This window comes from Asaia spathodeae NBRC 105894 (assembly GCF_025994195.1).
GTDB classification, from domain to species: domain Bacteria; phylum Pseudomonadota; class Alphaproteobacteria; order Acetobacterales; family Acetobacteraceae; genus Asaia; species Asaia siamensis.
The window spans coordinates 303,607-328,447 of sequence record NZ_BAPY01000001.1 but is presented as its reverse complement, the minus strand read 5'-3'; the positions used below and the strand labels follow the sequence as shown (position 1 = coordinate 328,447).

Here is a 24,841-nt window from a genome sequence, read left to right as displayed (position 1 = left end):
GGGACAGATCGTGAGCGTTCGTCTGGACAGGATTGTTACCCGCGGTGGTGACCAGGGCATGACCTCCCTCGGTGATGGTGCGCGCATCCGCAAGGATGCTCCCCTGATCGAGGCGATGGGCTGTGTCGATGAGCTCAACGCGGTTGTGGGGCTTGTAAGGCTGCATTGTCCCGGTCGAGACGAGCTGGCGCGTATCCAGAACCTGCTTTTCGATCTGGGCGCTATCCTCTGCATCCCGGAACGCGAAGACGATGGGGAGCTTGTGGCCAGGGGAGTCATCTGGCTGGATGCCGAGATCATTGCCCTGCGTGAGAGTCAGCAGCCCCTCACCAGCTTTGTCCTTCCCGGTGGATCAGTGGGGGCAAGCTGGGCGCATATGGCACGGGTCGTCGCCCGTCGTAGCGAGAGGCGCGTTGTAGCACTCGATCAGCCGCGTCTGGCTTCAGGCGTCATGTTTCTGAACCGGTTGAGCGATTACTTCTTCGTGCTTGCCCGTCACATGAACCAGGACGGAAAGACAGACATTCTCTGGCAGCGCGGGGTCGGGTGAGGCACGCAATGGCTGATTGCACCCCGAGAACGGTCTGAGCGGCGGTCGTTCTGCCGAGGGTGACTGGTGTGCGATATATGGACCACGCGGAGAGCGTTCTTTCGGTCGATATAAAGCAATGGAAACGAAACGAACACTGTATCGCTACAAGTTTTTGTGATATTCAAGAAATCGGACGTGGGGAAGCTACCTTCTCGTTTCTTGTCAAAATGTGACGCTCTATTCTTTGTTTTGACCCTAAACTATATATTGGTAGGTGGTATCATTTCTTGGGAAGCATAAAACAGGGATTTACTCGATTTTTATGCTGTATTTTCTATGTAATTTTAAGTAACGCCTCGGCGTAAATTACAATCTACACTTTTCCTATCGGGTGACACAGGTAGAGAATTCGTTTAGGAGCGAGCCGCAAGACGTTAGGCCGCAGCTCAGAAATCAAGCGTATGTCAGTTTGGCTGCGGTATCCTGAATTAATGCCTGAAATGCATATGATCTCCTCAAATCGGATGAAATAAAGTGAGTATCGACTCAGATTTTTTTAACAAGGAAGTAAATCAGGAGGCAGAGCTCAGCGAAGATTCGCTTCGTCTTGCACTTGAGCGCCTCGGTAACAGAAGCAACAAGAGACCAGCTCAGCAGGCACACAAGAAGATAGTGCCCGACCAGCGTCGTCGTCGCTTTGTTCAGGAAGGTCAGGTTGTCGTCGAACACCATCAGGTGTCGCGTGCCGCTCTGCGTTCCTCGCCGGTCCAGTCCGACGACCACAGCGAGGAAATCACACGTCTGCGTAATCTTCTGAAGATTGAGCAGCGTCGTGCAGAAGATGCACAGCGCGATCTTGGCGATATGCAGGTTCAGTTGCGTACGCTCGAGACACATCTCGTGCATGAAAAGCTGCATGTCACCGAACTGAAGACGAAATGTGCAGAAGCCGAGCAGGCGCTGCTTGAAGCTCAGGTTCAGCTCTCCATGCTGCGCGAAGAGAGCCAGAAGCGTCATGTCGAACCGGCAGGTCCTGCCGATGAGACTGCAGAGCCTGTTGTCAAAAGAGGCAGGGGGCGCCCACCGCGCGTTCGGGAAGTGCCTGCAATGGCCGGTGAGCCCGAACCTGTTCGCTGGTGGAAAGACTGAGATTTTTGATGGGTCGCCTTTTAAGTCAAAGGGCCCGTTGGAATGGAAAATGAAGCGACCGGGAGTTTGTCCCGGTCGTTTTTTTTGTCTGGGGTCCGCCATGGCATGTTGGCCTTCAACCCCAACCTGCGCCTGGCCAGGTAGTCTGGCACCTCACACGGGGCGACTGGCCTTGTGAAGCGTGCGTGCAAACCAGATCAGGCAGAGGGCGAAGAGGGCAATGCCGGTCAGACCCTGAAAGCTCTGGCCGACAGGGATCGTCAGCAGGTCCGTATGGCCGCTCATACCGCTCAACACGGCAATGACCACGCCAATCAGGCTTTCGCCGACGATGAAGCCGGACGCCACCATGGTGCCGGTGCTGTCATCGCTGTGAGAGGCGGCATGCGGTGCGCGGTTAAAAAAGAAGGCAATGATAGCGCCGATGGCGATGGTGACCGAAACATCGGCAGGAAGGTAGATGCCCATGCCAACCGCCAGAGGTGGCATGGCGAGATTTCGGATTTTCAGCAGACGATCGATGATGATCAGGACGACACCTATCGCAGCGCCGATCAGGATCATGGTCCAGTCGAGATTGCGCAGCAGGATGCCTCGGGCAATATCGGCCATCAGGGCAGGCTGCGGCGCGGCAAGGGCGCGTGACGGGTCCATGTCGGGGCGAGGCAACGTACCGCCGAAACCATAGGCCTGATAAAGAACATTCAGCACGGGCGGAATGACGAGCGCACCGACGACGCACCCTATGAGAAGCACGACTTCCTGCTTCCAGGGCGAGGCACCGACGAGTTGTCCGGTTTTCAGATCCTGCAGATTGTCGTTTGAGATGGCGGCCGAACCGGTAAGCGCCGTCAGGACGAAAAGAACATAGGCAATGGCGCTATGCTGGTCATGGGCCGAGAGGGCATCCGGCACGAGATGCAGGGCTTCCAGCCCGAGCAGCGCAAGGCAGAGCGCGACGACGCTGATGATCGAGATGCCCGAAATTGGCGATGACGATGAGCCGATGATGCCCGCCATATAGCCGCAGGCACTCGCGACCAGAAAACCGATGAAGAGACAGGCAGCCAGCCCGAGGCCCAGCATGACGACAAGATAGAAATCATGCGTCGTGATCGGCCACAGGAAGAGTGTGAAAAGCGCCCCAAGCCCCAGAATAAGAGCCCCAAGCAGCAGGTTCATGACGAGCGGCGGCAGATCACGATCTGTCTCGTCCAGGCTGGCACGATGGGTCTGCGAAAACGCCTCGCGCAAGCCGCGCAGAACCGGCCCCATCAGTGAAAAGACTGTCCAGCATGCCGCAACAGCGATGGTGCCTGCGCCCATGAATCGGATCTTGTGAACCCATAGCCCTGTAGCGAATTCAGTCGCTGAAACCCCGGCGGGATGCGTGACAACCGCGCTGAGCCAGGGCACGCCAACGCCCCAGCCGATGACGACACCTGCCAGCATGGCGAGACCGCCGCCGAGCCCCACGAGATAACCTGTGCCGATCAGAGCCAGCGAATAGGCGCCCTGAAGACGAAAGACCGAGGGGCCAAACGAGAAGGTGGCGCTCCAGCCATCCTTGACGATTCTGACGCCGGTGCTGAGAAACGTCAGGCCTGCTGCAATCAGACTGCCCCGGATAAGGGCCTTGAGTGCCTGTTGATTGCCTTCTGGCGACGCCACGCGAAGGATCTCGGCGCAGGCAACGCCCTCTGGATAGGGCAGGGCGCTATGGGTAACGAGGGCGCGTCTGAGGGGAATGGTGAACAGCACACCTGTGGCGCCACCGAGCAGGGTGATGAAAAAGCTCTCCCAATAGGGAAAACCGCTCCAGAACCCGATCATGACCAGGCCAGGTATGGTGGCAAATACACAGCTGAGCGTACCCGCTGCCGAGGCCTGTGTCTGGACAAGGTTGTTTTCGAGAATGGTGCTGCCACCGAGTGCCCGCAGCACCGCCATGGAAATGACGGTCGCAGGGATGGACGAGGCAAAGGTGAGACCGATCTTCAGGCCAAGATAGACATTGGACGCGGTAAAGATGATCGTGATCAGGGCGCCGAGAACAAGTCCTCGAATGGTCAGTTCCCGTGTCGCCGCAGTCATGCTGTCTCTCTGTCTCGATAACGTAAGGAACAGCTCCTACGACGAAGCGCCTAGAAACGGAAGACGAAGTTCGACTGGTAATAGCTCCCGCTCTTGCCGCCTGCGGCGCGCAACCCGTCCGAGCCTATGAAGCGCGCGCCGTATTGCGTCCATGTGAGATGGCGGTTGAGCTGAAGAGTGAGAGAGGCCTGGGGCACGATACCGACAAAGCCGCCACGCAGGTTGGTGAAGGCATAGGCGCCGGAAGGACCGTAGACGGCATCATTTGTCGAGGCACGCCAGAAAAGCGGGCTCTTGAACTGAAGGCTGAGCCAGTTGCGCGGCGTCAGCCGGATAACGGGAGACAGGCTGACGAGATTGCTGGGGGCAATATAGGTGGTGGTATCGAGATAGTTGGTCTGCGGATTGAATGGCGCGATATAGGTGCCGATCGTGCCGCTGTTGCGTTGCGATGAGCCCCCTGAATAGAGGTCGGCCTGGAGCCCTATGAACGGGTGAAGCGGCGAAGGGGTGTGACGATAGCCCGCAATGGCGTTGAAAGCATAAGCCGAGACATCGCGGTTCTGCCCTGTGCGGTTCAGCTCGAAGCTGCCGCCCTGATAAAGTCCGCCCACGGAGAATTCGAATGACGGGGCGCCGCCATACCAGCGAAAGCCGTAATTCTGACGGGCTGTGGTCCCGCTGAGTGTCGTCTTGTTATAGGGCAGGGCGGCGGAACTGCCGCCCACTCTAAAGGCAATCAGGAACAGGTCGAGAAAGGACGAAATGCGCTCTGAACCAAGCGCAAAAGACGGGGGCGCCCAGGTGACATCAATTCCGTGCAGGCGTGTGCCCCAGTCGACGCGGTCATGGAACATCTTGTTGAAGGTTATGTTCGTGCCGACAAAATCGTACACATCGGCGCGCAGACGCGGCCAGATGGCATAGCCGCGCACACCATTCCACGCGAGCGGCACGTTGGGGGTTTCGCGGTTGTAGAGAATGTAGGAAGGCGCATCGAGAAACTGCTGGCGCCCGATGATCAGGCCGGTTTTGGCTTTCGCGAGTCTGGTCCGCAATTCGACGAAGCCCTGCTGCAGATCGAGCCGCTTGCGGAAGGTGGTGTTGTAGCCATAGCCCCCCCAGCCTGCAGCATCGCCATTCACAAGCTGGCCGAAAAACCTGACATGTTCGCCCAGATGCAGATCGGCACCGTAGAGGTTGCGCACGGCGAAACGTCCCGAGCCGGGAGTGCCACGCGTACCGAGAAAAGGTGCCTCTTCCGACCAGTTGCGCAGACGTGTCTCACCGGAAAAAGTCAGCCACCAGGAGCCATTACGCGTCAGCGGGATGAATTTCAGAGGATCGAAAAGATCGTCATGGCGCTTCTTGTCCCGCAGAAAGGACCAGTCTTCAGCCCAGGGGGCAACGCCGTAGCGTCCGATGGGGCCAAAACCGGCAGATTCACCGTTGCCTCTCGTAAAAACGCCCCAGTCTCCCTGTGTGCCGTGAGGGGCCTTGTTCTGCAAAGGCGTGACGCGGCGAGGCTGACCGACCGGGCCGGCATGAGGATAGTTCTGGATTTCCGGGCGCTGTGTACCGTTGACCGTCAGATGCTCATCGGTCGCTGTCGGATCGACGAGCTTGCGGGGCGTCGTGGCAGGCGAATCAGGGTCTGCGCTGGCGCTGCCCTGCATACTTGCTGCCTGAACGGCACAGGGAGCCACGCCTGCAAGCAGGAGGAGAGCAGGCAGGGCGTGACGAATGCGCATTGCGGAACGTTCCGGAGAAAGATAGTTCTCCAGAATATCAGCGTATAAACAAAAAACAACGTGTTTTTATAAAAACACGAACGTCAGTCGTGGATCAGTTGGTGTGTGCGGTGAATTTGGCCGGGCGGAGATGGGTCTGATTGTAGTCGAGCTGCTCATGCGTGAGCTGGAAGCCGACCTTCAGGGTGTAATTGGTCTGCTGCAGATCGGGCGACGCCGGAACGTCGATGATTCGCACGGGCGTGCGCAGCGAGACCGTCGACTGGTTGCCAGCGAAAGATACGGGGATGTCGAATTCCTTCTTTTCCAGAATCTTGCCGTCACGCAGCACCGCTACGAAATAGGGCAGCACGATATCCTTGCCATCCGAGGCCGGGCCACGCTCGACGACCACAGCAAGGCTCAGGCGCGAACGAACGCTTTTTTTTGGGCCGGCTTCACAATTGCCGGTCAGGCCGCTCATGCCGGCATGGGTCACGAGGCTGCCTGCATCGAGGCCATGGCCGTCATACTGGTAGAAATCGGCGGCCTGGCTGAGAATCTCGACCGGCGGGCAGGTGGGGGCGAAAGCGCTCTGGTCATCCTGGTTGCAGCCCGTCAGGGCGACAGACGAACCGATCAGGGCGATGAGAGGCAGGAGCGGGCGAGCGGATAGGGTCATGGACAAGGCTCTTCGTCTATTCACCGGTGCGGAAACCGAGTCCGGTATGGTAAGAAGGCGACACGAAGCCGAATGATCGTGCAATGACGGGCTTGCATACTGGCAACGGGTTGCGTAGCTCCCATATGCGAGCCCATATCGCGAAGCGTTGCATCATTCGTCATGCGTGCTGCCATGGGGCTTGTTCGCATATACCGCCTGCCGTGAGATTGGGGAACACCATGCCCGACACCTTGACCACTTCACGCCCGCAAGCGTCCTCGGAACAGGGATCTGAAGCGCAAACGCTTCGTGTTCTTCTGGCCGGGCCGCGTGGCTTTTGCGCTGGCGTTGATCGGGCCATCCGCGTGGTGGAAGAAGCCCTGCGCCGCTATGGCGCGCCCGTCTATGTCCGTCATGAGATCGTGCACAACCGTACCGTTGTCGAGAATCTCGAAGAGCAGGGCGCGATTTTCGTCGAGGAGCTCGATGAGGTTCCCGCCGATGGCCATGTCGTCTTCTCCGCGCATGGCGTGCCAAAATCGGTGCCTGCCGAAGCCCAGCGCCGCAATCTGCTTTATCTGGATGCGACATGCCCGCTGGTATCGAAGGTCCATCGTGAAGCCGAGCGTCATTTTGCCGGTGGCGGCCCCGATGCGCGTCATATCCTGATGATCGGTCATGCTGGCCATCCCGAGGTCGTTGGTACGATGGGCCAGCTTCCGAACGGCGCCGTGACGCTTATCAACGATGCCGAAGAAGCCCGCACGGTGCAGCCTGCCGATCCGTCCCGTCTGGCGTTCATCACCCAGACCACGCTTTCGGTGGATGATACCTCCGAGATCGTTGCGATCCTTCGTGAGCGTTTCCCGCTGATCGAAGGGCCGAAGAAGGAAGATATCTGCTACGCCACGACCAATCGTCAGGAAGCAGTGAAGGCCATCGCGCCGGAGAGCGATCTGGTGATCGTGATCGGTTCGCCGAATTCGTCAAACTCGCAGCGTCTGCGCGAAGTGGCAGAGCGTTCGGGTGCCAAGCGTGCGCTTCTCGTGCCCAAGCTGGCGGCGCTCGACTGGAGCGTTCTCGAAGGGGTCGGCACTGTCGGTATCACGGCGGGGGCCTCAGCGCCTGAGTCGCTGGTGCAGGAAATGGTCGATGCCCTTTCGACGCGGTACAAGCTGCAGATCGAAGAGCGCATCGTGAAGAAGGAAAACGTGGCCTTCCGTCTGCCGAGCCCGCTCGGCGAGCCTGTCTGAGGGCTGCGCAAGCATCATGAACCCTCTTTTTTCCGTCTGATATCATGGCGGTCTATACAACCATTCCGCCGGAGAGGCTCGAGGCCTTTCTGGCGGATTATGATCTTGGTCCGCTCGTTCAGATCGACGGTATTGCCGAGGGTGTCGAGAATACCAACTACCTGCTCGAAACCGAGGCAGGGCGCGCTATTCTGACGCTTTACGAAAAGCGTGTGCGCGCCGAGGAACTGCCCTGGTTTCTGGGGCTTATGCAGCATCTTTCCAGCCGGGGGCTGAAATGCCCCACCCCCGTCATTGCTCGTGACGGGGTGGCGCTGCGCAGCCTCATGGACAAGCCTGCCGCCATCACGACCTTTCTGCCGGGTCGGCCGATTGCGGCCATCACCCCGTCGGCCTGTTTCAGTCTGGGGCAGTCTCTGGCGCGCTTCCATCTTCTGGGGGAGGGTTTCAGAGCGACACGCAGGAATGCTCTCGGGCCGGAAGCCTGGAAGCCCCTTCTGGATTCCTGCAAAGGTGCAGGAGACACGCTACGCCCCGGTCTGACGCAGGAACTGGACGAGGCGATTGCAGCTGTACTGCGTGACTGGCCCCGGGAAGGCACGCTTCCGGCCGGGCAGATTCACGCGGATCTGTTTCCGGATAATGTCTTCTTTCAGGAAGGCGACGTCTCAGGGCTGATCGATTTCTATTTCGCCTGCACCGACCTCTTGGCCTATGATCTCGCGATCTGCTTGAACGCCTGGTGTTTTCCGGATGAGGCGACCCCTTCGGCAGCGCTCATGGCCGGTCTGATGGGCGGGTATCAGTCAGTGCGGCCGCTGAGCCCTGATGAAAAGGCAGCGCTTCCCGTACTGGTGCAGGGGGCAGCCATCCGCTTCCTTCTGACGCGGCTCTATGACTGGGTGAACACCCCGAGAGACGCCATTGTGACCCGCAAGGACCCGCTGGCCTATCATCATCGCCTGACAGTGTGGCGTGACGACGCGAAGGGTCTTCTGCATGTCTGAAGAGGTCAGGGCTCCTTTGCCCGATGATGCGCCTTTCGTCGAAATCTGGACCGATGGTGGGTGCAAGCCCAATCCGGGGCCGGGTGGCTGGGGCGCACTACTCTGTTCCATGGGACATGAGCGCGAGCTTTCCGGTGGCGAGCCGGAAACCACCAATAACCGCATGGAGCTGACGGCTGCGGCCGAAGCACTGGAAGCACTCAAGCGCCCCTGCAAGGTCACGCTTCACACGGACAGCGAGTATCTGCGCAACGGTATCACGCGCTGGCATACGGGCTGGGTGCGTCGCAACTGGCGTAATGCGGCGGGCGATCCTGTGAAAAACCTCGATCTCTGGCAGCGTATTCTGGCGGCGGAAAAGCGCCACAAGGTCGAGTGGCTCTGGGTGCGCGGCCATAGTGGCAATGTGAACAACGAACGGGTCGATCAGATCGCCACAGCTGCCCGCGAATTGATGGAGCGCGGCTGATACTCTCCTGACGGGGGAGAGCTGTCAGGTGCCGCCCCCCCCCGTTTGTCCTGGGGCGTCAGACTTCGAGGCAGATTCGATGGGCGATATCGGTCGTCTTGTCGGCGTCAGGCATCAGGCCGATCAGTTTGAGTTCGTCGACATATTGCTCGACCTGCACCCTGAAGGGGTGCCCCGTGACGACATGGCTCGCTATTTCACGATCAAGCATGCCTTTGGCTTCCTCTGGCGCGTCAGAATCTTTTTTCCATAAACGCGCCAGCTCGTCGCGATGGGCCGGAAATTCGTTTTGGGCGTCCTGCAGAGCGGCTGTGAGTGCCGCGGCGAGACCTGGGTCCTGCGCCATAGCCTTTGTGGCGATTCCCAGAGTGAGATCGATTCGTTCACGCTCGGCGCCCGTCATGCTGTCGAGCATGTTCCAGCTGACGCCTTTCGTCTGCTGGAGGATTCGCCAGCCACTCGGGTCGTGCACGGCAACCGCATCGAGGTCTCCTGCACGCAGGGCATCGGCCATGTCATCGGCAGGTATCGCGACCCACTGCACCGAATCGGTTGGATGCAGACCACGGCGCCGCAGCTGGATGCTGACGAATCGGCGATCTGCCCCTTCGAGGCTTACGACGCCGATCTTTCTGCCTGCCAGATTGCCGACCTTGTGCAGGTTGAGCGCACGTCTGACGAGCAGACGGTAACTGCCGCCGCGCACACCGCAGGCGAGTCGTGCAGGCAATTCATTTTCTTCATCCTGATAAAGGGCAGGCAGCCAGTCGAGCAGGGGGCTCAGAGCCGCGTCGGCGCGATTGTTCACAACGGCGTCGATCGCGCTGTTGCCGCCCGGCGTTTCCACCAGATCGACCGTCAGATTATAGCGCCCGAAAATGCCCTGCTGGCACAGCCAGAGCAGAGGATCATAATCGGGTTCGGGCCAGGCAAGGCGAATATGGCGCTTTTTGCCATCGGTCTGAACGGGCCTGTGACGATGGAAGAAGCTATGCGTTTGCAAGGCTGTAGCCAGAATAACGCCCCCTGCACCCATGAGAAGAAGACGACGGGAAGGCGCTGCCATCAGAAGAAAATCTCCATATGCAAAAAAAATGACAAAGGGGGGTTTACCCCAGGAAAAGCTTTCGCTAGATAGTGCCTCGCCGGTCCCGAATAGCTCAGTTGGTAGAGCAAGCGACTGTTAATCGCTGGGTCGTAGGTTCGAGTCCTACTTCGGGAGCCAGGCATTTTCCTTTCAAAATTCATGTTTCATCCGGTCTGATCGTATCGAGACGATCCAGCGTCCATAGGCGCGGGAACATCCTGATCCAGAGACCTGCGACGATCAGTGTACCGATGCCGCCTGCCACGACGGCCGCCTCGGTTCCGATTGCAGTGGCCAGCATGCCGCTCTCGAATTCCCCCAGCTGATTGCTCGAGCCAATGAACAGCATGTTCACGGCTGAAACACGGCCGCGCATGCCATCCGGCGTGGCCAGCTGTGTCAGGGCGCCGCGCACGACCACGCTCACCACGTCAGCAGCCCCCAGAACGGCGAGAGACAGCACCGAGAGGGTGAGGGAGTGCGACACGCCGAAGACGATGGTGGCGATGCCGAAAATGCCTACCGACGCGAACATGATCGGCCCGGCATGGCTCTTGAGCGGATAGCGCGCCAGAACGAGGGAGCCGAGCAGCGCCCCGATGGCGGGAGAGGCTCTCAGAATGCCAAGGCCGATAGGGCCCAGATGCAGGATATCATCGGCATAGACCGGCAGCATGGCGGTAGCGCCGCCCAGAAGCACCGCAAACAGATCAAGTGAGATTGCGCCCAGAAGGTCACGACGGCGACGCAGGAAGGCAATGCCGCCAAAGAGCGATTCGAGGCTCATGGGAGAGCGGCTTCCCGCATAGGGGCGCAGCTTCAGCAGCGATGTCGACAGGAGGGCGATGGAAAAGCCGATCGCACAGGTGAGATAGCAGAAATCGGCGCCGAGCCCGTAAAGCAGGCCTCCGAGTGACGGGCCGATGATCGAGGCCGTCTGAAACAGCGACGCCGAGAGCGCAGCAGCCTTGGGAAACTGGGCGGGGGTGGCGATGGAAGGCAGAAAGGTCTGCTGGCAAGGCCCTTCGAAGGACCGGAGCGCGCCAAAACAGGCAACAAGCACATAAAGCGCCCAGGGGGCCAACTGGCCAGTATAGGTGAGCAGTGCCATGGCAAAGGCGCCGATGATCTCGATCACCTGACAGATCTGGACGATGCGTTTGCGATTATAGCGATCGGCCACGTGGCCTGAAATAAAGACCAGGGCCAGCATGGGCAGGAACTGCGCCAGGCCGATCAGCCCGAGGGCTGCCACGCTGTGGGTCAGTGCGTAGGTCTGCCATGCTACCGCAACGGCGAGAACCTGGGCTGAAAGGGCGGAGAGTGTGCGCCCGGCAAGAAAGGGGCGCAGGCCGACGATGGCACTCAGGGCATCGTTTGGCGCGGGGGCGGGCTCTTGGAGCGTATGGGGGTCTGGCATGGCGCCTTCACTATAAGCAGAGGGCGCAAGGCAGAGCCAGCGTGCAGCCTAGTGGAGTCGATTGCATTTCAGAGGCTGTGCGGGCAGGTTCCGCCGATGACCCCAGAAAATGATCTTCCTGCCGAATCGAGGGCTTCAGCCTTTTCAGTCGACCCGGTGCAGCCCGATATCCGTGTCGGCACAGTCGCCTCCGCGCGGGAAGAGGGCGATAAAATGATGCTCTGGATCGATTTCGGCGCACTTCTGGGTGTCCGCCGCGCCACAATGACGCTGGTGAAGCGTTATGAGGCGTCGCAGCTGGTTGGCAGGCAAGTTTGTGCTGTGGTTAATCCGCAGCTGCACAACGCTTCTGTCAATCAAGTTCTGGCGCTTGGCATGCCCGATCGCTCCGGCGACATGGTTCTGATCTGCCCGGATCGCCGGGTGCCAGATGGAGGAAAACTGTTCTGATGGCTACCAACTACGCAACCGTCACCTGGGACCAACTGCATCGCGATGCGCGTACCCTTGCCTCGGCCCTGATGGCGCGTGGCGAGTTCAAGGGCATTGTTGCCGTGACCCGCGGCGGTCTCATTCCGGCTGCGATCATCGCCCGTGAACTTGATTGCCGCCTTGTCGAATCGATCTCGGTCATCAGCTATTCAGGCGAGAGCGCGCAGGACCAGAAAGAGCCGCGCGTGGTCAAGGCGCCGATCGCTGCCGGTGATGGCGAAGGCTTTCTCGTGATCGATGATCTGGTTGATTCGGGTGAGACGGCCAAGGTTGTGCGCGATGTGCTGCCCAAGGCGCATTTCGCCTGTCTTTACGCCAAGCCCAACGGCAAGCCGCACACGGATCAGTACGTGATGGAAGTGGCTCAGGACACTTGGGTGCTGTTCCCCTGGGACACCGCACCGCTCTTCGTGCCGCCTCTGGCGCGTAACCTCGGATAATTCTTCACTTTTTTTAAAACCGCATCTTTCACCCTGCCGCGAGTTGCGGTAGGGTCCGCGCGTTCGGGGCGTGGCGCAGCCTGGTAGCGCGCTTGTTTTGGGTACAAGAGGCCCCCGGTTCGATTCCGGGCGCCCCGACCACCACCACCAAGGGTATGGCGATACGCGCCCTTAGCTCAGTTGGATAGAGCAACAGCCTTCTAAGCTGTGGGTCGCTGGTTCGAATCCAGCAGGGCGCGCCAATCTCTCCATATTTCTGGCTCCCCCTCCCTGAAGATGAAAACTGCAATGCCTGTGTGTGAGCGTCACGGGCGGTCGTCTGAGAGTCTAAAGGGCAGTCTCTTGAGTCCAGCTACGATTGACGTAATTTTTGCCTGTTCTTGCGTTTGACACTTCATCCGGATCTTCGTGCCTTAAATCGCGACCCTGATGCGGCCTGGTTATTTTCTTCCGATAATGCACCCTTAGTTTACGTCCTGGCGTCGGGATACCGTATCGCTCTGCGGCGCCTTAGCATCTGTTTCGACCTGCCTCCGCTTGGCAGATTGAGGCAGCTTACCTGTCGGATGTTTGTCCTTGGGGAAGGCCGCGTTGATCTGCTGCTGGAAGATACGGCTTATCGTCCAGGAAATGATGGGTGATATTAGGTTCGTCGTTGAGAGCCGCGAGAGGGATGGCCTATTCGAGGTCTAGCCTGTGCCCGGTAATGCGCGGGAAGATGCTTTTCAGAAGTAACTATCGATACCGGTATCGATACGGGAAAATCGAGCAGATATTGCAGTAAAATGTGTCTCAAAGCGTCTCGCAGAGGGATCTCAGCTTTCGTTCGAGTGATAATGCCATGCGTTGATCAGCAATAGGGCAAGTGCGCGAAGGGGTGAGCGACGTGGGGGCTCATCGCCTGTATATTCGTTTGCGTGTATTAACTATATTACTGGAATAGAAATAATTCTCAATCTGTGCTATAAGAATGGATATTATTCAAGATTGAACGGCAGAGAGTTTTTCACTAAGCGTAAAGTCTGCTGTGATAAGCGCGCTATTTCAGTTGGCCTTCTCGTCTGATGGCATCGCAAAATAGGTCGCGTGGTGAGTACGGATAATTTCGCGTTACTTCCTGTTTGTTCAAATATTTATGTAATGTAAAATAGTTATATAATTAATGATTTTATTGAGGTTATTAAACGAACTAAATACAATAATAATATCAAATAGAAAAGTATATCATATACATCGCATCATCTGGTTTTTTTTTGGAGAAATAGCTATGGCATGGCGACCGAGCGTCAATATTCTTTGCCCATCCAATGGGGCGATTGGAGGGGCTTGCCCTTCCGGCAGAGCTGCATTGGTCTGGCCTCCCTCTGCCCTCAAGGGCGGAGGAGATTACAGTATCGATTTCGACGGTATTCTTGCACCAGGCGAATATATCGTCTCTTTCGAGTTCGATGCAGGTAACGCGGCTGATCTGGGCTGGACCAATCTGTTCGGCACAATCGCGACGGCGTGGCTTCGCTGGAAAAGCCCTGGACCTTGTGTGGTTACGGTCTGCGCCCTGACGAGCCACGGCAACACTCAGCAGGTCGAGGCCAGTATTCTCGTCTCAGCCCGGACGGCTCTTGTTCCGGTTTCTCTGCCGCCAGCACCCGACACGTCGTCGCTCCCTCTGGCCGACGCAGCGATGGATGCATGGCTGAGAGGACTGCCCACCGATCCGGCAGGCATCACGCAAGGATGGTTCAATAATGGAGGAATACCGACCCGGCTTGGGGATCTTTAGCGGAAGGGCAGTCTGTGAGGTGTCGTTCACGCGGCGTAAGAAATATTTTCTGCTCCCTATCGACACTACCAACACCTGCTCGTCGATTGCTGCTCGATATGGGAGTGGCAATCGAAGGAAACTTCGTCTCCCCCCTCCTGATGGGAGGAGGGGAGACACTTGGCGATGTTTCCGCCCAGATATTGAAAGTGTGGCGATACCCGAGGACTCCCAACTGTATTCTCTGCCTGCGTGTAAATCGCGCCCTGACGACGACCCGATGCAGACAATTTTGATGAGACGCATTGAGGGGCTGAGAAAGGGCGCACCGATCCCCTTCTTCCACGCCACCGGGACAGCTTTTTTGGGAGCGACCGTTTTATTTGCGCTTCTGGAACGAACAGAGACGTCGTAGGAGAGAAGGCAGGACAAAGCCGGGATAGCCGGTCATGCGTTGGAGCCGAAATGTCGCCTGGATTTACGCATGGTCGATAAGACGACTCCTGTGCTCGGTATCGAAGCCTATGAGATTTTTGATACGCTGCCCGAGCGTGGTTATGACGATCTCGTCGCCCTCGCAGCCCAGATATGCACGACGAAAATTGCGGTCGTGAGTCTGATCGACAAGGATAGGCAATGGTTCAAGGCCCGTATCGGTACCTCGCTGTGCCAGACGGGGCTGGAAAGCTCAATCTGTCGCTTTGTGGTCGATGAGGATTGCCTGATCGAGATAGAGGATCTGACAGCTGATCCGCGAACGGCGCAAAATCCGCTTGTCAATGAGCCGCCCGAAATTCGTTTTTATGCCGGAGTGCCGCTGCGCACCCCCCTTGGGACTGTAGGGGCATTGGCCGTTATTGACGACGTGCCCCGCCCTGGCGGTCTTCTCCCAGGCCAGCGTGAAGCGCTGACAAAACTATCTTCCCTCGTGGTCGATCTGCTTGAACTGCGCAGACGGAGCACAGCACTTGGTGCAACACGCAAACGCTGGCGCAGCCTCATCCAGGCCATGGATGAAGGATATTTTCTTGCCCAGGCGCTGCGTGATGAAACCGGCTGTTTGCGCGATTGGGCCTATCTCGAGGTCAATCCCGCGTGGGAGCGCCATGTCGGCATCCCGGCAGATGCAGTCATTGGCGCTACCTATGCAGCGCTTTTTCCTTTTATCGAATCTGACTGGATTGCTTTGGCGGCGAAAGCACTGGAAACGGAACAGCCCGTCTCATTCGTCCAACGCGTCAAGGCGACCGGCCGCTGGTATGAAGGCACGTTTTATCCGGTCGGGCAGGATTATTTTTCAGCGACGTTCAAGGATGTCACTAGCCAGATTGCTGCGCGGAACCGGCAGGACGGGCTGATTGCCCTGGGCGATGTGCTGCATGATGAGCGCGATATCGCAACCATGATCAGCCAGGCCATGACCATAATCGGCAAGGCCCTCTGTGCCGACCGGGCGACTTATGGCGAACTCGATCATGATATAGAGACCATTACCGTTGCCGAAGGCTGGGCGTTGCCTGGAATGCCGCCCATCAAGGGGCTTTATCGTTTTGATGATTACGGGCGCCTGCGTGAAACGCTGCTTGCCGGCGAGGCGCTCGTCATTACCGATATCCTGACCGATGAGCGAACACGCGATGACAGCACGGGCTGGCTCGCATTGAAGGCGCGTGGTGTCATCAACGTGCCGGTGCGGGAGGATGGGCGCAATGTCGCGCTCATGCTGGTGCATTTCTGCATGCCTCACGACTGGACCAGTGAGGAAATCCACTGGCTGCATAACGCTGCTGATCGTCTTGAACTCGCCATCGCACGCAGGCGTGCGGACGAGCTTCAGAACATGATCAATGGTGAAATCGCCCATCGGCTACGCAACACATTGGCCATGGTGCAGGCGGTCGCGCGCATGACCCTGCGCGACGCGCTTTCCAAAGAGGAAGCCAGCCGTTTCTATGAGAGGCTTCAGTCGCTTGGGCGCGCGCATGACCTGCTTCATTGCGATGAGCAGCGCGCCGCAGTTCTGGGCGATCTCATCGCCAACATTCTGAGAGATGCCTCCGTGTTCGAGCGCTGCCAGATCTCGGGGCCAGTCATGCGCCTTGGGTCACGGGCCGCTATGTCCACGGCATTGCTCGTTCATGAAATGACGACAAATGCCTGCAAGCACGGAGCACTCTCTGTGCCTGAAGGGCAGGTGGTGATTTCGTGGCAGGTCGAGGCCTCACAGGCGGGGAACGATCTGGTGCTGTTCTGGCAGGAACAGGGCGGCCCACCCGTCAGTGAGCCGACAAAGGGCGGCTTTGGCGCGCGTTTAATATCCTTCGGTCTGATTGGAACGGGAGGCGTTTCCCTGCGCTATGAACAGGAAGGTCTGTCGGCCAGCTTCCGGGCCGACGCAGAAAAGATCATGAGGACGTAATGGCGCATTCACTGGACTACACGCCGCAACAGGCACCGACCGTTCTGGTGGTTGAAGACGAGCCGTTGCAGCGTATGAGCCTCATGGATCTGCTTGAAGAGGCTGGTTATACGGTGGCCGAAGCGTCTGACGCCGATCAGGCCCTGATCATTCTCGAGAGCCGTCCAGATATCCGCATCGTTCTTGCCGATGTCGACATGCCCGGCTCGATGGATGGTCTACGCCTGGCAGCGCTCGTCCGTGATCGCTGGCCCCCTATCGAGATCATCGTGACCAGTGGGCGGGGTATTCCACAGCTTGCGACCATACCGGCGCGCTCCATCTTCCTGCCCAAGCCCCTTAACGAGCAGCGTGTCAAAGAGGCGCTTTCGCTCTTTTCCTGAACGTCACATCGCCATCAGGAGAGCGTGTTATCCACCGGCTTCATGGCGGGCTTGCGATGGGCCGCCACGCAGCACAGCACGCTGGCCACGATGAACAGGAACGAGGCAATCTCAAGCGGGCGGGGCAGACGCTGGTCCCATACAAACCCGTAGAGCAGCGCAAAAAGCGTTTCGAACAGGATCATCTGCCCTGTCAGCGTGAGCGGCAGCAGGCGGCTCATGCGGTTCCACAAGGCATTGCCGCAAAGCGATGCGATAACGGCGACACCGATCGAGACCGTGGCGAAACGCCCCCAGGCGGACAGGGCGTGGGTAGTCGGGTCAAATAAAAGGGCCAGCGGCAGCATCACCAAGGCCTGGGCGCCGGTGACGAGCCCGGTCAGCAGATTCCATTCATGGCTCGACACATGATCGAGCCGGGCCAGAGCGCGGCTGTTTCCTACGGCGAATCCCGTCCAGGAGGCCAACGCAGCACAGGCGCAGAGCAGACCGGCAAGGCTGCTCGCCCCCATGTTCGCGGTCTGACCAGCGGGGAACAGGGCCTGCCAGCCGATGCAAAACGCGCCGATCATGCAGAAGAACAGCGAGGGGGCCAGTTTCAGAAAAGGCGGCGCATCCTTGTCGCGGCTGCCGATGATCGTCACCGCAACGGGCATGAACCCAATCACGAGTGAGGTCAGCGCGATGCCGCCTTTCTGCACCGCCATCGAGAGCATGACGTAATAAAAGCTGTTACCGAAAAACGAGAGCCAGAAGAGCCCATACCAGTCGCGCCTGTGCAGACTGCGGCACAGAACAGGCAGTCGGGCGCCGATCAGGCCAAGTGCAATGAGCCCATAGGCCAGATAGCGACCAGCTGCGAGGTCAAGCGGCGGAAAGTCGCGCGCGAGTTCGGGTGCCAGAAAGACCAGCCCCCACAAGGCTCCGGCGCCAGCGCCGCATAACACGCCGAGTGGAAGGTTTTTCTGAGGGGGATTTGTGCTGCGGCTCATGCTGTCCTTCTAGCTTGAGGCACGCGACCTGTCTCGCCTGCGCCGAAGGCCGCGAGTGGTTGTGATACGAAGGCGGGCGACACCCAGACAGAACCCGGCGAGGCAGATCGCGCTGACGCCCAGCAGGAGGGGCAGAATGATCAGCAGCCGGGCGAGGGGCGTACGTAGCCAACGGAAGAAATCGAGATCATGCGCCCCATAGATAAACCATCGCGTCTCTCTGGCACCGGCTTCCACAACCCGCAGCTGCGCTCCATTGCGCATATCGAGATAGAGCCGCGTCCCATCTGCACCTGTTACGCGCATTACGGGAAAAGTTCGTTTGAGGTGACGGGTGGAGAAATAATAGGAATCGTCGTGATCGAGCACGGCTATGGTCGTGGCGATGTCCGCTCTGCTCAGACCCGGCCTCAGGGTTTCTACTGTCAGGGAAACAGGCGACAGGCTTTGGTTAAGTGTCCGATATTTCCCCTCATCATCGACGACTGCAAGAAAAGCTGTATCGCCCCAGGCGCCAAGTGTGACGCTACGGAACCGTGCCTCGGGGTGTGCTCCTAGCGTCGAAACAAGGGTCTGAAGCTCGGATGACGTAACGGGCCTGTTGAGGCGATTTACCCAGCCCGGCGCAGGGTCGGGCTTGAATAATCCGGCCGGGTTCATGCTCAGAAAACCGGTCGTGATCCAGGAAAGCAGCATGAGGCCAAAACACAGCCCGGCAATATGGTGTAGCCGATGGATACCCCTGTAAGGGGAAAGACGTCGCCCCGCACCGAGGCGTTGCCAGCCGATCCAGAGCCCCATGATGGTGAGGAATATGCCAGCGCCTGAGAGGACAATCAGAGTGTCTGCCCAGAGGCTTTGATGGCGCTTGAGGAGAGACGGATAGAGCCAGTGCGGTATGGCCCCGACCCATGACCAGAAGCGGGTTGCGCGTGTCGTCGCCTGAACCACATCGCCTGTCGCGGGCGAGAGATAGACGAGGGTCTTTTCCGGGTCATTGAGGGCGTAGCGGTAAAATCCCGATCGGTGGTTCCGCGTGTTAAGTATCCATTGGTCGTGGTCGCGCAGGCCCTCGAACCGTGCCGAGTCACGAGGCAGATCAGCATAGTCTGCCGCCACGCCGGCAAGGGCCTGCGGCGAGAGAAAGAGGTCCTGCCCGGTGCGGAGGTCGAAGCTTTTGGAAGATCCTGTTTCAGAGGCTACCTGCAGGACAGGGATCGATCCAACCATCAGGATTCTGAACGATCGAGAGGATTTTGCCAGTGGTGGCAGAATAGTGGCCGTATCGATCTGAATGCGCTCATGCGCCAGATTTACGCGTGTCTCGTCGGGCTGCGGCCACGCTTTCCAGAGCATCACAAAGCCGGAGAGGCACCAGACGCACATCATCAGCCCAAGCGTAATGCCAAGCCATCGATGAAGCAGGAAAACGGCTCGGATTGTTTTTTTGCGCAGAGCGGTTTTCACCTGCGCGTTGAGCATGGCGAGGCCAGAGGGGCGCAGTCGGGACGCAGCTCAGAACAAATCGCCCGCGATAGAAGGTCAGCCGGTTCGTCCGGGGCGTGGTTGACCGGTGTCACGCGCGATCAATCTTCACACCGAGTGCTTCAAGTGCGTTCAGGCATGCCGCGGGATCTTCAGCTATCCCTTTGCAGGCGGCAAGGCTGATGACTGTCTCGAAACCGAGCTTCCTGGCATCTCGTGCGGTCGCCGCCACGCAGAAATCGAGTGCCAGCCCGCAGAGTGTGACATGGGTGATCCCCAGGCCGCGCAGAAGCGCGTCGAGCCCGGTCGAGTGACGCTGATCATTGTCGAAAAAGGCCGAATAGGAATCGCATGCGGGGTCGAGCCCCTTATGCACGATATGGCTCAGCCGGTTCTGATGCAGATGGGGTGAGAAATCGGCGCCACCCGTCCCGGCGACGCAATGGATCGGCCAGTCGCCTCCCTGAGGCACGAATGAGATATGGTTTTGCGGATGCCAGTCGCGGCTGGCGATGATGGCATCGAAATCCTGCGTCATGAGCGCATTGACTGCCGGCAGGATCAGATCGCCCTTCGGCACTGCGAGCGTGCCCCCCGGTAGAAAATCGTTCTGCACATCAATGACGAGCAGGGCGCGACGGGGCGCTGCAGGGAATGAAGAGGCCATGAGAAGAAGCTCCGCGTGTCTTCAGTGACCGATAACATGGCGCATGTCGTCACCAAAATGATGCAGGGCATCTTTTGCCGACATATGACGCCTGTGTCCGTTTTCGGCCACGATGGTGACAGTGGCGGTCATGCCGGCCGCAAGATGCAGGTCGGGCGGCAACTGGTCGATGTGAATGCGGACCGGAATACGCTGCGCCAGACGGACCCAGGTATAGACCGGATCAACAGATGGCAGGCCTTGCGTGGCTGTGGTGGCGTTCATGCTCGAAATGCCGCGCGTGATGCTTTCGATATGGCCGAACAAAGGGTGATGACCGCCCATGAGATCCATACGCACCGGATCGCCGATTTCGATATTATGAACCTTGGTTTCCTCGAAATAGCCATCCACCCAATAGGAGGCTGAGTCGATGATCTGTATGTTGACATGCCCGGCTGTGGCAAAGTCGCCGGGGCGCATCAGCAGGTTCGTGACATAACCATCGATCGAGCTATGGACGATCGTACGATCGAGATCGATGCGCGCCTGACGCAGGGCAGCCTGTGCTGCGTCATATTGTGCCCGCGCCTGCGCGGCAGCTGCGGAGAATTGCTGTTTTTCTTCCGCCGAGACCGCAACACCGGGAATGATGCGACGCCGCTGATACTGCGAAATGCGGAAATCAAGATCGGCCTTGCGCTCGGCCAGATTGGCCTCGGCCGTTGCGACGCGCACCTTGAAGTCGAACGGGTCGATGACAAAAAGCACGTCGCCTCGATGCACGAACTCATTGTCATGAACCCGCACCTCAATGATTTCACCTGAGACACGGGGCGCCATATTGACGACCTGCGCGCGCACCTGACCGTTTCGGGTCCATGGGGCAGCAGTATAGTAATCCCACAAGATCACGATCACGATCCCTGCAACGACAAGGATAGACAGGGTGATGAGCCATCTGATCAGGCGTGAGGCACGAGCGAGCACGAGCGGAATTCTTTCACAAGAGCCAGGTGTAAAGCCCAAGCAGGCAGACAAGCAGGCCGAACTGGGCGAGGGGCGGATTCCAGAAGAAGCGCCAGAGATTGAGCCGTCCGAAACACCAGCGGATGAGGGCGAGTGTCAGCAGCGCCAGAAAGAGATTGGCAACGAAGGCCGAGACAAGCACGCCTTCGAGATCGATGACTTCGCTCATCGGGCAGGCTTCCTTTCACGGCGCGGGCGAGGCGTTACCATCGCTTGCGCCCCAGACCGAAATGGATGAGCGTAGAATGGTTCTCGGCAAGCGTTGAACGCACGGCTTCGAGACTTCCGGCACAGAGAATGGCAATGGCACGTTCTCTTGGCGTCGCGTCCTGGGCAAGAACGAGAAACTCGCTGCTCAGGCGCGGAAGGGTATGGGCGAGCGTAGGGAAAGACGCGGAACTCACCAGATGCCGTGCTTCTCCTGCGAGCCGGGCAAGGCAGGCGCAGTTATCGGCCTCGCGCAGGTAGTGGCGCACGCGTGCCAGCGTCGTGGCAAGATCTTCGAGCGTGACCAGACGATTGAAGACATGGCGGTTGACCGGGCGCTCGGCGCCCTGCCTGCTGGCGGGATGGGCATGAAGCTGCTTTGTCCATGTCAGGAGCTGAACGAGACGATCGTATTTCTGGCTGAGCAGGGCGGCACCGGCTGGTTTGCCTCTGCCCCTGAGCTGGGCTTCGAGATCCTGTCCGATCGAGGCTGCAATACGAAAGCGCCTGCTGCGAGGCGTTGGCGAAAACAGCAGCACGAGGATGATGAAAGAGATCACGCCGGAAATCAGATAGAAGATATTGCGTGAGATGAAGGCGACCGGGTCGTAATCCTGATGGTTGCTCAGGCCCAGGATGATCGGAAAAAACGCACCGTAATTGAAGCCCATCGCGCTCGTGCGGGCATTCATGAGCATGACGCAGGCGAAAATCGTATGGGGAAGAAAGACCAGAGCCAGAGCCCCGAAGGCGGCGATATGCGGCAGGATCAGATAATTCATGATGGCCGCAACAAACACGGCCAGTGTCAGACCCAATATCGCACCCATACCGAATTTCGATGTGTCCAGCGCCGTGGAGGCGAGGGTGAGGATGAGCGCCGCCTGAGACAGGGCGGCCATTGAGGCAGGCTGACCGCTGGCGATGCAGAGCCCTGCCGTGATCGAAAAACCGAGAAGCACACGCACCGCGTTGACGAAGGCGGCGACGTGATCGGGGTGCTGGGCGATCTGCGCGAGTTTGAGCGCGTCACCCGCAGGGGTGGCATATTGAAGCGTGTTGATGCCGGTCGAGATATGCAGGCGGTTGCTCAGAAGCACGGCTGCGCGCTCCAGATAATGCGCATCCGTGGCGTCAGGGTGGTAATCGGGTTCTTCCTCGCGCATGGTCTCGATCAGCGATCCGACCGTTTCGAAGCGGTCGCTGTGGTCCTCACGCAATTCATGCCACGCCAGCACATGACGCTGCGCCAGAGCGGAGACGTTCTTTGTGCGCAGGATATGGGCGATGGCGCGCCCCGAACCGAGCACCGTCAGCATGCCGATGATGGCGAGACGGGCTCCGGCCGTACGGCGTGTCGAGCGGTCGATTTCGGTCTTGGCATAGGAGATCTGGGCCGAGAGCGAGAGAATATCCCCTGCGAGCGCCGTGGTTTCCATCGCGTCTGCCACGCTCTCGCCCTGCACGGCCCGTCGACCGAAATCGCGTATCTGGCGGGCGCGGGCTTCGAGTCCGTCAGCAAGTTTCTGCCATGCCTTGGGCGATCCGGTGAGCATGTTCACGAACGCAACAGAAGCGATGCCGATGGCCACGCAGCTGGCACGTGACAAGGCCACATCGAACACGTTTTGCGGGGTATCGATCACATTGATCGCGACAAGCGCGATGGTGTAGCCCGCCAGGAGCGCCCCGTAGGAGCGGAAATGCCGCTCAAGCGAGCCGATATAGGTGCACCCCGCAAGCCACAGGGCACATCCACCAAGCATCATGCCGCGATCCTGACTGAAGCAGGCAATAAGCAGGATCGATGCGGCGACCCCCAGAGCGGTGCCGATCAGTCGATAAAGGGCTTTGGAAAGCGCCTGCCCGCGCAGGGGCTGCGTGATGATCATGACGGTGACGGCAGCACCGGCAGGCGCGTCCAGCTGCGCCCAGAAGGCCGTCGCCAGAGCAAGGCAGACAGCCGCCCAGCTGCGAAGGGAGAAACCGAACCAGCCTGGAGGGAAGGGTGGGTTGGGCAGATCGCTGAGGCGCGGCCACCAGCGTATAGGCGTCTCAACCCGCTCGGTCATTCGGCTCCATCCAGAAAACTGACTTCCGGTTGAGGAACGCCCTGATGGCGGGTGAGGTCAAGCACACAACACGATTGCGTGGGCTGTGAAATCTTTTGTCAGATACGCTTCAGAAACCAGTGTTCTCACCGGGTGCCATGCGCGAGACCAGAAGCTGGTTGATACGGAAGCCGTCAACGTCGACCACCTCGAAACGATAGCCTGCGGCCTCGACCCTGTCCGCCTTGCGGGCCATACGGCGCAGGCGATGCATGACGAACCCGCCAATCGTGTGAAACAGGTCGCGTTCGGCATCGAGATCGATATCCAGCTCGCGAAACACATCCCCAATGGGGGCAGCGCCGTCGATCAGCCAGGAACTGGCATCACGACGCACGATAGCTTGCTCTTCGAAGGGGCTGGCGAGCCCGTCCATGAGCGCGCCCATGATGTCCTTGAAGGTGATCAGACCGACAACAAGCCCGTATTCATTGACGATCAGCGCAAAACCCGCGCCATGCGAGTCGAATTGTGCCAGCGTGTCCCACAGATTCAGCGTGTCTGGCAGAGAGAGCGTATCACGCCGCATGCGGAAGATCTGGTTGCTGATCGGCTGGCTTGGGTCTGCATTGGGCGGCACTTCATCCACCACCGCCACCAGAACGTCTTCGGCGCGTATCGATCCGATGACATGATCGAGCCCGCCATCGCAGAGCGGATAGCGGGAATAGGGGCGGATACGCACCTTGTCGCGCTGGGATTCGAGACTTTCCTGCACATCGAGAAAAACGATCTCGTCACGCGGGGTCATGGCCGACGTGACAGACCGATCCTGCAGCGCCAATACGTTCTGAATGAGCTGATGCTCTTTTTCCTGCAGCACGCCCGAGGCGGTTCCTGCGGCCAGCATGGCATTCAGATCCTCAGGGGTTACGGGCTCTACCGCAGAGGCGGCGGGAATGCGCAGCAGGTTCAGCAGCCAGTCGGAAATGAGCGAGAAAATCCAGACCGCCGGATAAAGTACACGCAGCGCGCCGGTCAAAAACCAGCTTACTTTCAGTGCTACACGGTCTGGGTTGTTCAGGGCGATCCGCTTCGGCAACAGATCGGCAAAAAGCACGAAAAGCCCCGTGACGACCACGAAGGCAAGGCTGGCGGCAACCTTGCCGGCAAAACCCGGCGTCAGGCCTGCCTCTATGAGGGCCGCGCTGAATGCAGGGGTCAGCAACTCGCTCGAAATAACACCGCCGAGCACACCCACCGCATTGAGGCAGATCTGCAGAACAGTGATGACCTGACCGCTGTTACGACGCAGCTTCAGAAACGAAGAGGCGCGCGGGTCTCCCTGATCGGCAAGGGCACGCAGGCGGATATCGCGTGCAGCAGCAAATGAGATCTCAGAGAGCGAGATCAGAATGGAGACGGCAATCGCTGCCACCATGGCCGCGAGGCCCAGAAGCAGCAACGTCACGCGCGTGGCTCCTCAAGAAAAGGGGGCTTTGAAACAGGAGCCTCAATACTAGACGCGTTGTG

22 protein-coding genes and 3 tRNA genes are annotated in these 24,841 nt (G+C 59.0%); 13 read left to right on the top strand and 12 right to left on the bottom strand.

Annotation, left to right across the window (positions count from 1 at the left end):
- The first annotated feature begins 10 nt into the window (after positions 1-10).
- Together AA105894_RS01490 and AA105894_RS01485 are read left to right on the top strand one after the other, a co-directional pair.
- Positions 11-550: a cob(I)yrinic acid a,c-diamide adenosyltransferase gene (locus AA105894_RS01490; RefSeq protein ID WP_267310167.1), complete on the top strand. Its 540-nt coding sequence runs from the start codon at positions 11-13 to the stop codon at positions 548-550.
- A 654-nt stretch (positions 551-1,204) separates the two neighbouring features.
- Entirely contained in the window at positions 1,205-1,681 is a 477-nt protein-coding gene (locus AA105894_RS01485) for a hypothetical protein (RefSeq protein WP_267310166.1), read from the top strand.
- A 153-nt stretch (positions 1,682-1,834) separates the two neighbouring features.
- On the opposite strand, the gene AA105894_RS01480 is transcribed toward AA105894_RS01485, so the two are convergent.
- The 3 genes from AA105894_RS01480 to AA105894_RS01470 all read right to left on the bottom strand — a co-directional run bounded on the left by AA105894_RS01480 (position 1,835) and on the right by AA105894_RS01470 (position 6,187).
- Positions 1,835-3,775 (bottom strand): OPT family oligopeptide transporter, encoded by a 1,941-nt coding sequence (locus AA105894_RS01480; RefSeq protein ID WP_267310165.1) that lies wholly within the window; start codon positions 3,773-3,775, stop codon positions 1,835-1,837.
- Between the two features lie 50 nt (positions 3,776-3,825).
- Positions 3,826-5,526: an alginate export family protein gene (locus tag AA105894_RS01475; RefSeq protein ID WP_267310164.1), complete on the bottom strand. Its 1,701-nt coding sequence runs from the start codon at positions 5,524-5,526 to the stop codon at positions 3,826-3,828.
- A gap of 94 nt (positions 5,527-5,620) precedes the next feature.
- Positions 5,621-6,187, bottom strand: coding sequence for a hypothetical protein (locus AA105894_RS01470; RefSeq protein ID WP_267310163.1), 567 nt, complete (start codon positions 6,185-6,187; stop codon positions 5,621-5,623).
- A gap of 221 nt (positions 6,188-6,408) precedes the next feature.
- Between AA105894_RS01470 and ispH the strand changes: the two genes are divergently transcribed.
- The 3 genes from ispH to rnhA are packed head-to-tail and all read left to right on the top strand — an operon-like array spanning position 6,409 to position 8,898.
- Positions 6,409-7,422, top strand: a complete 1,014-nt coding sequence (gene ispH, locus AA105894_RS01465) for a 4-hydroxy-3-methylbut-2-enyl diphosphate reductase (RefSeq protein ID WP_188427059.1) — start codon at positions 6,409-6,411, stop codon at positions 7,420-7,422.
- Positions 7,423-7,466: 44 nt separating this feature from the next.
- Positions 7,467-8,429, top strand: coding sequence for a homoserine kinase (thrB, locus tag AA105894_RS01460; RefSeq protein ID WP_267310162.1), 963 nt, complete (start codon positions 7,467-7,469; stop codon positions 8,427-8,429).
- Positions 8,422-8,898, top strand: coding sequence for a ribonuclease HI (rnhA, locus tag AA105894_RS01455; RefSeq protein WP_267310161.1), 477 nt, complete (start codon positions 8,422-8,424; stop codon positions 8,896-8,898). The genes thrB and rnhA overlap by 8 nt, the downstream gene beginning before the upstream one ends.
- A 58-nt stretch (positions 8,899-8,956) precedes the next feature.
- Here the strand turns inward: rnhA and AA105894_RS01450 are convergent, their stop codons facing one another.
- The gene (locus AA105894_RS01450; protein ID WP_267310160.1) at positions 8,957-9,964 is read right to left on the bottom strand and encodes an ABC transporter substrate-binding protein; all 1,008 of its coding nucleotides are present in this window, start codon (positions 9,962-9,964) and stop codon (positions 8,957-8,959) included.
- A gap of 83 nt (positions 9,965-10,047) precedes the next feature.
- Here AA105894_RS01450 and AA105894_RS01445 point away from each other — a divergent pair.
- Positions 10,048-10,123 (top strand) — tRNA-Asn (locus AA105894_RS01445).
- Between the two features lie 19 nt (positions 10,124-10,142).
- On the opposite strand, the gene AA105894_RS01440 is transcribed toward AA105894_RS01445, so the two are convergent.
- A complete protein-coding gene (locus AA105894_RS01440; RefSeq protein WP_267310159.1) occupies positions 10,143-11,405 on the bottom strand; it encodes an MFS transporter in 1,263 nt (420 codons plus the stop codon).
- Positions 11,406-11,501: 96 nt separating this feature from the next.
- Between AA105894_RS01440 and AA105894_RS01435 the strand changes: the two genes are divergently transcribed.
- From AA105894_RS01435 to AA105894_RS01405, 7 genes are all read left to right on the top strand, one after another.
- Positions 11,502-11,855 (top strand): tRNA-binding protein, encoded by a 354-nt coding sequence (locus AA105894_RS01435; protein ID WP_267310158.1) that lies wholly within the window; start codon positions 11,502-11,504, stop codon positions 11,853-11,855.
- Positions 11,855-12,337 carry a xanthine phosphoribosyltransferase gene (gene gpt, locus AA105894_RS01430; RefSeq protein ID WP_188427054.1) on the top strand — a complete coding sequence of 161 codons (483 nt, stop codon included), beginning with the start codon at positions 11,855-11,857 and terminating at the stop codon, positions 12,335-12,337. Before AA105894_RS01435 ends, gpt begins: the two co-directional genes overlap by 1 nt.
- A 64-nt stretch (positions 12,338-12,401) precedes the next feature.
- Positions 12,402-12,478 (top strand) — tRNA-Pro (locus AA105894_RS01425).
- A 24-nt stretch (positions 12,479-12,502) separates the two neighbouring features.
- Positions 12,503-12,579, top strand: a tRNA-Arg gene (locus tag AA105894_RS01420).
- 1,106 nt (positions 12,580-13,685) lie between these two features.
- Entirely contained in the window at positions 13,686-14,117 is a 432-nt protein-coding gene (locus tag AA105894_RS01415) for a hypothetical protein (RefSeq protein WP_267310157.1), read from the top strand.
- 463 nt (positions 14,118-14,580) lie between these two features.
- Positions 14,581-16,515: a GAF domain-containing protein gene (locus tag AA105894_RS01410; protein ID WP_267310156.1), complete on the top strand. Its 1,935-nt coding sequence runs from the start codon at positions 14,581-14,583 to the stop codon at positions 16,513-16,515.
- The gene (locus tag AA105894_RS01405; protein ID WP_267310155.1) at positions 16,515-16,898 is read left to right on the top strand and encodes a response regulator; all 384 of its coding nucleotides are present in this window, start codon (positions 16,515-16,517) and stop codon (positions 16,896-16,898) included. The genes AA105894_RS01410 and AA105894_RS01405 overlap by 1 nt, the downstream gene beginning before the upstream one ends.
- Positions 16,899-16,912: 14 nt before the next feature.
- Here the strand turns inward: AA105894_RS01405 and AA105894_RS01400 are convergent, their stop codons facing one another.
- From AA105894_RS01400 to AA105894_RS01370, 7 genes are all read right to left on the bottom strand, one after another.
- Positions 16,913-17,890, bottom strand: a complete 978-nt coding sequence (locus AA105894_RS01400) for a DMT family transporter (RefSeq protein ID WP_267310154.1) — start codon at positions 17,888-17,890, stop codon at positions 16,913-16,915.
- A gap of 9 nt (positions 17,891-17,899) precedes the next feature.
- Positions 17,900-19,372, bottom strand: a complete 1,473-nt coding sequence (locus AA105894_RS01395) for a PepSY domain-containing protein (RefSeq protein ID WP_267310153.1) — start codon at positions 19,370-19,372, stop codon at positions 17,900-17,902.
- A 94-nt stretch (positions 19,373-19,466) separates the two neighbouring features.
- Positions 19,467-20,042 (bottom strand): nicotinamidase, encoded by a 576-nt coding sequence (locus AA105894_RS01390; RefSeq protein ID WP_267310152.1) that lies wholly within the window; start codon positions 20,040-20,042, stop codon positions 19,467-19,469.
- A 21-nt stretch (positions 20,043-20,063) separates the two neighbouring features.
- The gene (locus AA105894_RS01385) at positions 20,064-21,011 is read right to left on the bottom strand and encodes an HlyD family efflux transporter periplasmic adaptor subunit (RefSeq protein WP_267310151.1); all 948 of its coding nucleotides are present in this window, start codon (positions 21,009-21,011) and stop codon (positions 20,064-20,066) included.
- Between the two features lie 13 nt (positions 21,012-21,024).
- On the bottom strand, positions 21,025-21,219 hold the full coding sequence (locus tag AA105894_RS01380; RefSeq protein ID WP_188427043.1) for a DUF1656 domain-containing protein: 195 nt from the start codon (positions 21,217-21,219) through the stop codon (positions 21,025-21,027).
- A 34-nt stretch (positions 21,220-21,253) separates the two neighbouring features.
- Positions 21,254-23,329, bottom strand: a complete 2,076-nt coding sequence (locus tag AA105894_RS01375; RefSeq protein ID WP_267310150.1) for an FUSC family protein — start codon at positions 23,327-23,329, stop codon at positions 21,254-21,256.
- A gap of 109 nt (positions 23,330-23,438) precedes the next feature.
- Positions 23,439-24,749: a hemolysin family protein gene (locus tag AA105894_RS01370; protein ID WP_373316706.1), complete on the bottom strand. Its 1,311-nt coding sequence runs from the start codon at positions 24,747-24,749 to the stop codon at positions 23,439-23,441.
- Positions 24,750-24,841 lie beyond the last annotated feature (92 nt).

Bases quoted from the DNA above. Each gene is read 5' to 3' on its own strand.
- AA105894_RS01480 (WP_267310165.1), bottom strand. From the start codon at position 3,775: ATGACTGCGGCGACACGGGAACTGACCATTCGAGGACTTGTTCTCGGC.
- AA105894_RS01475 (WP_267310164.1), bottom strand. From the start codon at position 5,526: ATGCGCATTCGTCACGCCCTGCCTGCTCTCCTCCTGCTTGCAGGCGTG.
- AA105894_RS01470 (WP_267310163.1), bottom strand. From the start codon at position 6,187: ATGACCCTATCCGCTCGCCCGCTCCTGCCTCTCATCGCCCTGATCGGT.
- ispH (WP_188427059.1), top strand. From the start codon at position 6,409: ATGCCCGACACCTTGACCACTTCACGCCCGCAAGCGTCCTCGGAACAG.
- thrB (WP_267310162.1), top strand. From the start codon at position 7,467: ATGGCGGTCTATACAACCATTCCGCCGGAGAGGCTCGAGGCCTTTCTG.
- rnhA (WP_267310161.1), top strand. From the start codon at position 8,422: ATGTCTGAAGAGGTCAGGGCTCCTTTGCCCGATGATGCGCCTTTCGTC.
- AA105894_RS01450 (WP_267310160.1), bottom strand. From the start codon at position 9,964: ATGGCAGCGCCTTCCCGTCGTCTTCTTCTCATGGGTGCAGGGGGCGTT.
- AA105894_RS01440 (WP_267310159.1), bottom strand. From the start codon at position 11,405: ATGCCAGACCCCCATACGCTCCAAGAGCCCGCCCCCGCGCCAAACGAT.
- AA105894_RS01435 (WP_267310158.1), top strand. From the start codon at position 11,502: ATGACCCCAGAAAATGATCTTCCTGCCGAATCGAGGGCTTCAGCCTTT.
- gpt (WP_188427054.1), top strand. From the start codon at position 11,855: ATGGCTACCAACTACGCAACCGTCACCTGGGACCAACTGCATCGCGAT.
- AA105894_RS01410 (WP_267310156.1), top strand. From the start codon at position 14,581: ATGGTCGATAAGACGACTCCTGTGCTCGGTATCGAAGCCTATGAGATT.
- AA105894_RS01405 (WP_267310155.1), top strand. From the start codon at position 16,515: ATGGCGCATTCACTGGACTACACGCCGCAACAGGCACCGACCGTTCTG.
- AA105894_RS01400 (WP_267310154.1), bottom strand. From the start codon at position 17,890: ATGAGCCGCAGCACAAATCCCCCTCAGAAAAACCTTCCACTCGGCGTG.
- AA105894_RS01395 (WP_267310153.1), bottom strand. From the start codon at position 19,372: ATGCTCAACGCGCAGGTGAAAACCGCTCTGCGCAAAAAAACAATCCGA.
- AA105894_RS01390 (WP_267310152.1), bottom strand. From the start codon at position 20,042: ATGGCCTCTTCATTCCCTGCAGCGCCCCGTCGCGCCCTGCTCGTCATT.
- AA105894_RS01380 (WP_188427043.1), bottom strand. From the start codon at position 21,219: ATGAGCGAAGTCATCGATCTCGAAGGCGTGCTTGTCTCGGCCTTCGTT.
- AA105894_RS01375 (WP_267310150.1), bottom strand. From the start codon at position 23,329: ATGACCGAGCGGGTTGAGACGCCTATACGCTGGTGGCCGCGCCTCAGC.
- AA105894_RS01370 (WP_373316706.1), bottom strand. From the start codon at position 24,749: ATGGTGGCAGCGATTGCCGTCTCCATTCTGATCTCGCTCTCTGAGATC.